This window comes from Arenimonas sp. GDDSR-1, from assembly GCF_025980345.1.
Classification (GTDB): Bacteria; Pseudomonadota; Gammaproteobacteria; order Xanthomonadales; family Xanthomonadaceae; genus Arenimonas.
The window spans coordinates 1-7,401 of the sequence record NZ_JAPDUI010000088.1; the positions used below are offsets into that span (position 1 = coordinate 1).

6 protein-coding genes and 1 rRNA gene are annotated in these 7,401 nt (G+C 60.1%); 1 reads left to right on the forward strand and 6 read right to left on the reverse strand.

Annotated elements, in window-relative coordinates; genetic code table 11:
• Positions 1 to 431, reverse strand: a 431-nt coding sequence (locus Q0W88_RS10270) for a hypothetical protein (protein WP_297803220.1), incomplete at its 3' end; no start/stop codon positions are given.
• Between the two features lie 3 nt (positions 432 to 434).
• A complete protein-coding gene (locus tag Q0W88_RS10275) occupies positions 435 to 1,484 on the reverse strand; it encodes a rod shape-determining protein (protein ID WP_297803223.1) in 1,050 nt (349 codons plus the stop codon).
• Between the two features lie 158 nt (positions 1,485 to 1,642).
• On the opposite strand from Q0W88_RS10275, the gene Q0W88_RS10280 reads away from it, so the two are divergent.
• On the forward strand, positions 1,643 to 2,581 hold the full coding sequence (locus tag Q0W88_RS10280; RefSeq protein WP_297803225.1) for a carbohydrate kinase family protein: 939 nt from the start codon (positions 1,643 to 1,645) through the stop codon (positions 2,579 to 2,581).
• A gap of 68 nt (positions 2,582 to 2,649) precedes the next feature.
• On the opposite strand, the gene Q0W88_RS10285 is transcribed toward Q0W88_RS10280, so the two are convergent.
• The 4 genes from Q0W88_RS10285 to rrf form a co-directional block, all read right to left on the reverse strand.
• Entirely contained in the window at positions 2,650 to 3,333 is a 684-nt protein-coding gene (locus Q0W88_RS10285) for a TonB-dependent receptor (RefSeq protein ID WP_343212542.1), read from the reverse strand.
• Positions 3,234 to 5,108, reverse strand: coding sequence for a TonB-dependent receptor (locus Q0W88_RS10290; RefSeq protein WP_297803228.1), 1,875 nt, complete (start codon positions 5,106 to 5,108; stop codon positions 3,234 to 3,236). Before Q0W88_RS10290 ends, Q0W88_RS10285 begins: the two co-directional genes overlap by 100 nt.
• On the reverse strand, positions 5,109 to 7,082 hold the full coding sequence (locus Q0W88_RS10295; protein ID WP_297803231.1) for a tetratricopeptide repeat-containing sulfotransferase family protein: 1,974 nt from the start codon (positions 7,080 to 7,082) through the stop codon (positions 5,109 to 5,111).
• Positions 7,083 to 7,312: 230 nt separating this feature from the next.
• Positions 7,313 to 7,401, reverse strand: a 5S ribosomal RNA gene (gene rrf, locus Q0W88_RS10300); the annotation flags it as partial.

The window sequence follows — 7,401 nt, forward strand, 5'->3', positions numbered from 1 at the left end:
CCGATGACGAAGCGTTTCTGCGACGGTTCCGGATTGATGCTGATCAGTTCGACCATGCGGGCGGTCGGCGCCAGACGCTGCCGTCCCAGCAGCAGTTTCCGCAGCTGCGCGTTCTCCGACTGGACGGCCAGCATCTGCTGCAGGGCGAGATCGGTCTTGAGTTTTTCCCGTTCCAGGAAGTCGATCCGGGTACGCAGGCTCTGATTGCTGCTGACGGCATCGACGGCGCCCTGCCACATGGCCTGCGGGCGCGTGGCCAGCCACCACACCGGCGAAGCCAGGACACTGGTACGGCTTCGGATTTCGCGGCTGACGGAAAAACGCGCATCGACGGCCATCAGGCAGAGTGCCGCAACGGTATAAAAAAGAATCGGCAGCCAGACGCCGAGGCCGCTGCCGATCCGGAAGGAGTGGCGGTTATCCGATGCCACGAATCATTCGCGTGTCGAGAACTCGCCGCCGCCGTGCATGTCGATCAGGTCCAGCGCCTTGCCGCCGCCGCGGGCGACGCAGGTCAGCGGATCATCGGCGACATGGACATGCAGACCGGTCTTGTCGGAAATCAGTTTGTCGAGATCGGTCAGCAGCGCGCCGCCGCCGGTCAGCACGATGCCGCGTTCGGTCATGTCGGAACAGAGTTCCGGCGGCGTCTGTTCCAGCGCCAGCTTGATCGAGCTGACGATGCCGGAAAGCGGTTCGCGCAAGGCTTCAAGCACATCATTCGAATTGAGCACGATTTCGCGCGGCACGCCTTCGGCCAGATTGCGGCCGGAGATGCGCATTTCCTTGACGTCCTGCTGCGGGAAGGCGCAGCCGATTTCAAGTTTGATTTTTTCCGCAGTGGCATCGCCGATCAGCGTACCGCGTGTACGGCGCACATGGTTGATGATGGCTTCGTCGAAACGGTCGCCGCCGATTTTCACCGACTGCGAATACACGATGCCATTGAGCGAAATCACGGCGATCTCGGTCGTGCCGCCGCCGATGTCGATGACCATCGAACCGCGCGCTTCCGCAACCGGAATGCCGGCGCCGATGGCCGCTGCCATCGGTTCTTCGATGATGAACACATCGCGCGCGCCGGCTTCAAGCGCCGACTCCTTGATGGCGCGGCGCTCGACCTGTGTCGATCCGCAGGGTACGCAGATCAGCACGCGCGGACTCGGACGCAGGAAGCGCGAGGTATGCACCTTGCGGATGAAATGCTTGAGCATTTCCTCGGTGTAGGTGAAATCGGCGATGACGCCGTCTTTCATCGGACGCACCACCGTGAGATTTCCGGGCGTGCGGCCCAGCATCTGCTTGGCATCGGCGCCGACCGCGGCCACGGTATGCGAATGGTGGCTGTTGCGTCCGGTGCGGATCGCGACCACCGAAGGCTCGTTCAGCACGATACCCTGCCCGCGCACGTAGATGAGCGTGTTGGCTGTTCCAAGGTCGATGGACAGGTCGTTGGAGAAAAGACCGCGGAGCTTTTTAAACATCGTGGAAAGCCTTATGAAATGGGGATTGATGCGAGCCAATAGGATACCGTTTCCGGCCTGCCGGAACAAGCGATGCCTGCATCATGTTTCCTTGAAATTCAGACAGATGCCGGCCAATCGGGTAAAATGGCGGACCTTATGGATTTCAGGGATTTACGATGTCTCGTGCGCTGATCTGCGGTTCCCTGGCCTTCGACACCATCATGGTGTTCCAGGACCAGTTCAAGAACCACATCCTGCCCGACAAGGTGCATATCCTCAATGTCTCGTTTTTCGTGCCGCGCATGCGCCGCGAGTTCGGCGGCTGTGCCGGCAATATCGCCTACAACCTGAACCTGCTGGGCGGCAAACCGGTCCCGATGGCGACCGTCGGGCAGGATTTCGAGTCCTACCGGGAGCATTTCGAGCATTGCGGCATCCCGCTGACCCATGTCAAGGTGGTCCCCGACCTGTACACCGCCCAGGCCTTCATCACCACCGATCTCGATGACAACCAGATCACCGCCTTCCATCCGGGCGCGATGATGCGCTCGTTCGAGAACCATGTGAAGGACGTGTCCGATGTCGGCTTCGGCATCGTCGGGCCGGACAGCTACGAGGCCATGCTGCAGAATTGCCGGGAGTTCAGCGAATCCGGCATTCCGTTCATCTTCGACCCGGGCCAGGCCATGCCCCTGTTCAACGGCGACGAATTGAAACAGATGATCGAGCAGGCGACCTACGTCACCGTGAACGACTACGAATCGCTGCTGATGAGCGACAAGACCGGGCTGAGCACGGCCGAAATCAGCAGCCGCGTACAGGGCTATATCATCACCCGCGGCGACAAGGGCTCGGAGATCCATACCGCCTCCGGCATGCTGCAGATTCCCGCCGCCAACGCCATCCGGGTGGTCGATCCGACCGGCTGCGGCGATGCCTACCGGGCCGGCCTGATTTTCGGGCTGATGAAAGGCATGGACATGGCCACGGCCGGCCGCATCGCCTCGCTGATGGGCGCGCTCAAGATCGAACACCTCGGCCCGCAGAACCAGCGCTTCAGCTACGCCCAGTTCGCCATGCAGTTCAAACAGCAGTTCGGCTACGCACTCGACTGATTCTGCCGGTTTGCGGCCAAAGAAAAACCCCCGGCATGCCGGGGGTTTTCCGTTTCAGCCTGAAGCGGTCAGAATTCCTGCGAGAACCGCAGGCCGATGGTACGCGGCTGGCCGGCCACGGTATACACCTGGCCGTTGGGATACTCCGGAACGAGTCCGGAAGCACCGCAGACGGTGACGGCGCACATGGTGAAGCGGTTGAACTCGGCCCTTTCGTCGAACAGGTTCTTGACGTACAGGTTCAGGGTCCAGCTGTCCTTGCGGATGCCGGCCGAGAGATCGAACATCGTGTAGGAGGGCATATCGCCCAGAATCTCGCGTTCGAGAATGCGAAGATCGCTGGTACGGCGTCCTTCATACACCACCGAACCCTGGATGAACGGCTCGTAATCCTTCCAGTCAAAGGTATAACGTGCATTCAAGTTGCCTTTGAATTCGGCGGTGACCGGCAGACGCGTGCCCGATGGTGCTTCCGGATCGGCACAGTCCGTCACCGGATTGCCGTTTTCATCGGTGAAGCCGCAGTAGTTCTCGGTCAGCTTGGCATCGTAGAACGCCACGCCGGCACTGAGCTGCAGATTGTAGGTCGCGGCGAAATTGACATCCATTTCCAAGCCGTCAATGCGCGCCTGGTTGGCGTTCTTGATCTCGGTCAGGCCGTTTTGCCCCAGAATCGTGAACTGGAAGTCCTTCCATTCCTGGCGGAACAGGGCGCCTTGTCCATCCAGCTGGTTTTCCAGCCGAACTCCCAGTTGGTCAGGTAGTCGGCCTGATACGGCGGCAGGGTGGCACGGCGGTTCACGCCGCCCGGGCGGTAACCTTCCGACCAGGTGCCGTAAATCAGCTTGTCCTCATCCAGCTTGTAGGTCACGTTGAATTTGCCGAGCGTGCCGTTCTCCTTGGTGGTCTTGCCGAGGCTGCCATCGGGATCGCGGATGAACTCGCAGGGCGCGCCGTTGAATTTCGGCCAGTCGGCCGGATCGGTGCTGCCGTACACGAAGGCACAGGCGGCCTCGCCGTAACGCTGGTTGCCCGGCCGGCTTCCCTGACCCGAAAACGCCCGCGAGAATCCGAAGAACCCGCGCAGGCTGTTGTCGTTCTCGAAGTAACGGAAACCCGCGGTTGCGGTCAGCTTGTCGGTGAAATCGAAGCTGAATTCGCCGAATACGGCCTGTTCGCTGTCGCGGCGGTCCTGTTTGGTCAGCCAGATGGTGTCTTCCCAGCCGGTCACTTCATAGCCGTCGTACCAGTCGGCGATCATGTAGCGTTCCTGGATGTCGCGGTACTGGTCGATCTGGAAGTAGCCGCCGATGAAACGGAAGCGCTCGTCCTGCGGCGAGGAAATGCGGATTTCGTGGCTGCGCTTGGTCTGATGACCGTCGCTGAGCGTGATCTGTGACGGATTGATGTAGTCGTAGTTGTTGTCGATGGCATAGTAGCCGTAACCCGAGACGACGTCGTACCAGAAGCCGTAATCGTTGTAGTCGGATTCGGACTTGCCGTCACGGTCAAGCGTCGAGAACGCATAGACCAGATCGAAATTGCCGATTTTCCCGGTCACGGTCAGGGCGACCTGGGTGAACTTGTCCTCCAGCGACTCCGGATAGTAACGCGAGATCTTGAGATCGCCGACCACCGGATCGAACGCGAAGCTGCCGTTGGTGGTTTCCTTCTGGGTCATGATGCTGGGCATGATCGACCAGTTCTCGCCGAGGTCGATTTTCAGCGCGGCACGGGCACCGGTGGTGTGCGAGTCGTTGTAGTCCTTCTCGACCAGGCCCGCGTTGTTCATGGTGATGCCGGAGGTCGGGAACGTACGCTCGTTGTAGACGTTGTCGATCCAGCCGGCATCCTTCTGGTCCCAGCCGACCACGCGCAGCGCGGCGACATCCGACAGCGGGAGATTGAGGAAGCCCTCGAGGACGTGGCCGTCACCGCCGCCGCTGACGCTGTTGACCTCGAAGGCATAGCCGGACGCGAACCCGCTGGGGTCCGGCTTGTTGGTGATGATCTTGATGGTGCCCGACTGCGAACTGGCACCGTACAGCGTGCCCTGCGGACCGGCCAGCGCTTCCACGCGCTCGATGTCGTAGATGTGCGGTTCGATCGAACCGCCGACGCCGGTGACCGGCTGTTCGTCGAGATAGATGCCGACCGACGGGGAAGGGCCGGAATGGTTGCCGTCACCGCCGCTGACCACGCCCCGGATGTACGGATCGGAGCCGCCGCCCTCGCCCTGCGTATAGGACAGGCTGGGCAGCAGTTTGGCATAGTCATCGAAATCGCTGACATTCATTTCGGTCAGTTTCTGGGTTCCGAGAACCTGGATGCTGATCGGCACTTCCTGCAGGTTTTCCGTGCGCTTCTGGGCGGTCACGGTCACCGTGTCGAGCGTGGCCTTCTTTTCTTCGGCAGCCTGGTCATCCGGGGCGGCCAAAGCGGCGGTACTGAGCGCCATGTAAATCGCGGCGGTCAGCGGAAGACGAGCCACTTTCAGCTTCGGCCTCATTTTTTGTTGTGTGTTCATTTACTCTCCCTTGCGTTGGTGGTGTATTTCTCTTTTCTGGAAAACCGGAACTTCCGGGTACTGCGCGAAGACGGGACCCAATGCATCCTTCAACGGGTCCAGCCAGGTTTCATAATGGCGCCAGTGATCGACGCCCTCCTTGTATATCGGTTGCCTGACCTGTTCGGAACTCGCGGTTCGTACCGGACGGTCGTTTTCGAAGAACTTGAGGCATCCCTCTTCGAACGGCAGTCCGCAGTAATCCAATACGCGCCGGACTTCGCTTTCGGTATCCTGCACCATGTTTTCGTAATGCACGCGGCAGATGCGGCCCGGAAGCACCTCATCGAAATGCGCCATCAGCTCGACATAGTCGCGGTAATAGCGCCCCATGTCGTCAAGGCTGTAGCTGAAGTTCTGGCCGCGGGCGAAGTGCTGCTTGAAATTGGAGAAACAACAGGCCAACGGATGACGTCGCGCATCGATGATCTTCGCGTTGGGAAGCATGAGCTGGATCAACGCGACATGCGCGTAGTTGTTCGGCATCTTGTCGATGAAGAACGGCGCATCGGTCCGGCGCTGGATGCGGGTGTTTTCCAGATAACGCCTGGCATAGGCCGACGCCTGTTCGGCGCTCATGCCGCCCAGCATCGGGTAGTAGGTGCTGGAAGTGGCATCGCTCTGGCGTCGGTACAGGTCTTTGGTTACCGAAATGACGTCCGGCAACTCCATCGTTCCCTCGACCTGCGAATGGCTGGACAGGATCTGCTCCAGAAGCGTGGACCCCGCCCGCGGCATGCCGAGAATGAATATCGGATCGGCATCGGCTACGCCGTAATGCGAGCGCTGGCGGAAGAATTCGGCATCGAACAGGCGCTGGTTCTGCCGAAGCTTCATGGTGTTGCGGTCCGCGTTGTACTGGATCAGGCTCTTGCGGCGGCGGTTGCCCTCGTCGTAGTGCCGGAATGACTGCGCGAATTCACGGCGGTCTTCCAGGGCCTTGCCGAGCGCGAAATCGAAATGGAAACGGTCCTCGTCCCCCAGGTCGGCGCGTGCAATCTGGACTTCCATGGCGGCGACATCGTCATCGGTGAACCGGAAGGTCTTCAGGTTGGCGAGGCTCCAATAGGCCTCGCCGTACTGCGGTTCGATGCCGATGCTGCGCCGGTAGGCGGCAACGGCACGTTCGGTCTGGCCTGCGGTCTTCAGGGTATGCCCGAAACTGTGCCATATCCGCGAATATCCGGGATGTTCGGCCAATACCTCCTCGTAAAGCGCGATGGCGGCATCGAAGTCGCCGGTTTTGCTGAGCGCGACCGCCTTCAGATTGCGGTAACTCATGTTGCGCGGCTCATCCCTCAGCAGGATCTCGGCCTGTTCCAGAACTTTCGCGAAATTATTGTTGCGGTTGAGGATGTAGGCATAGTTCTGGCGGGCGAAATTGAATCCCGGTGACAGCTCCAGACAGCGCTCCAGAAGATGCTCCGCGTCCTGATCGCGTCCGAGCCGGGCGGCAACTTCAGCCAGCATGCGTATGGCCGCGACATCGGTCGGATTTTCACGCAGATAGTCCTTGAGCGCACGTTCGGCAACCGGAATATCGTTTTCGCCCATGGCCGCGGCGGCGAGCAGAAGCCTCGGGTTGGCGTCGGAATGGCGCAGTTGCTTGGCATAGGCGGCATCGGCAGCTGCGGCATCGCCGTTGGCCGAGTGGATATCCGCGATGGCCAGCCAGGCTTTGGGCGATTCGGGCTTCAGCGCAACCGATTGCCGGAGGGCATCCAGGGCCTTGTCGCCCAACCCCATGCGCCGGTATATCAGCCCGAGCTCAAGATGCACGGCGAACCAGTTCGGCCGCAGGCTCCGAAGACGCAGGAGCACTTTTTCTGCGGCCTCAACACGGTTCTGTTTGGCCTTTGCCAGCGCATTGAGCAGAAGGGCATTCGGCTGCTCCGGCAGCACTTTGAGTATTTCATCCGTCTGTGCTTCGGCCATGCGGGGTTCTGCCGCCAGTAAGTTGGCGGCTTGCGCGAGTGCGGCTTCCAATCCAGACGAAGGGTCCGGCACGGCTGACATCATGAACCTTAATCAATGTTAAACAATGATTAAAAATACCATATTTCAGTGCAATGAACGCGCCTTACGCGGGCGATTTGGTCGAATTTCACCCCCTGATTTGCCAATAAAAAACCCCAGTCCTAATGGACTGGGGTTTAGGGTAAAGACCCTGGCGATGACCTACTCTTGCATGACAGAATCACACTACCATCGGCGCGGTTGCGTTTCACTTCCGTGTTCGGGATGGGAACGGGTG

Bases quoted from the DNA above. Each gene is read 5' to 3' on its own strand.
- Q0W88_RS10295 (WP_297803231.1), bottom strand. From the start codon at position 7,082: ATGGCCGAAGCACAGACGGATGAAATACTCAAAGTGCTGCCGGAGCAG.
- Q0W88_RS10280 (WP_297803225.1), top strand. From the start codon at position 1,643: ATGTCTCGTGCGCTGATCTGCGGTTCCCTGGCCTTCGACACCATCATG.
- Q0W88_RS10290 (WP_297803228.1), bottom strand. From the start codon at position 5,108: ATGAACACACAACAAAAAATGAGGCCGAAGCTGAAAGTGGCTCGTCTT.
- Q0W88_RS10275 (WP_297803223.1), bottom strand. From the start codon at position 1,484: ATGTTTAAAAAGCTCCGCGGTCTTTTCTCCAACGACCTGTCCATCGAC.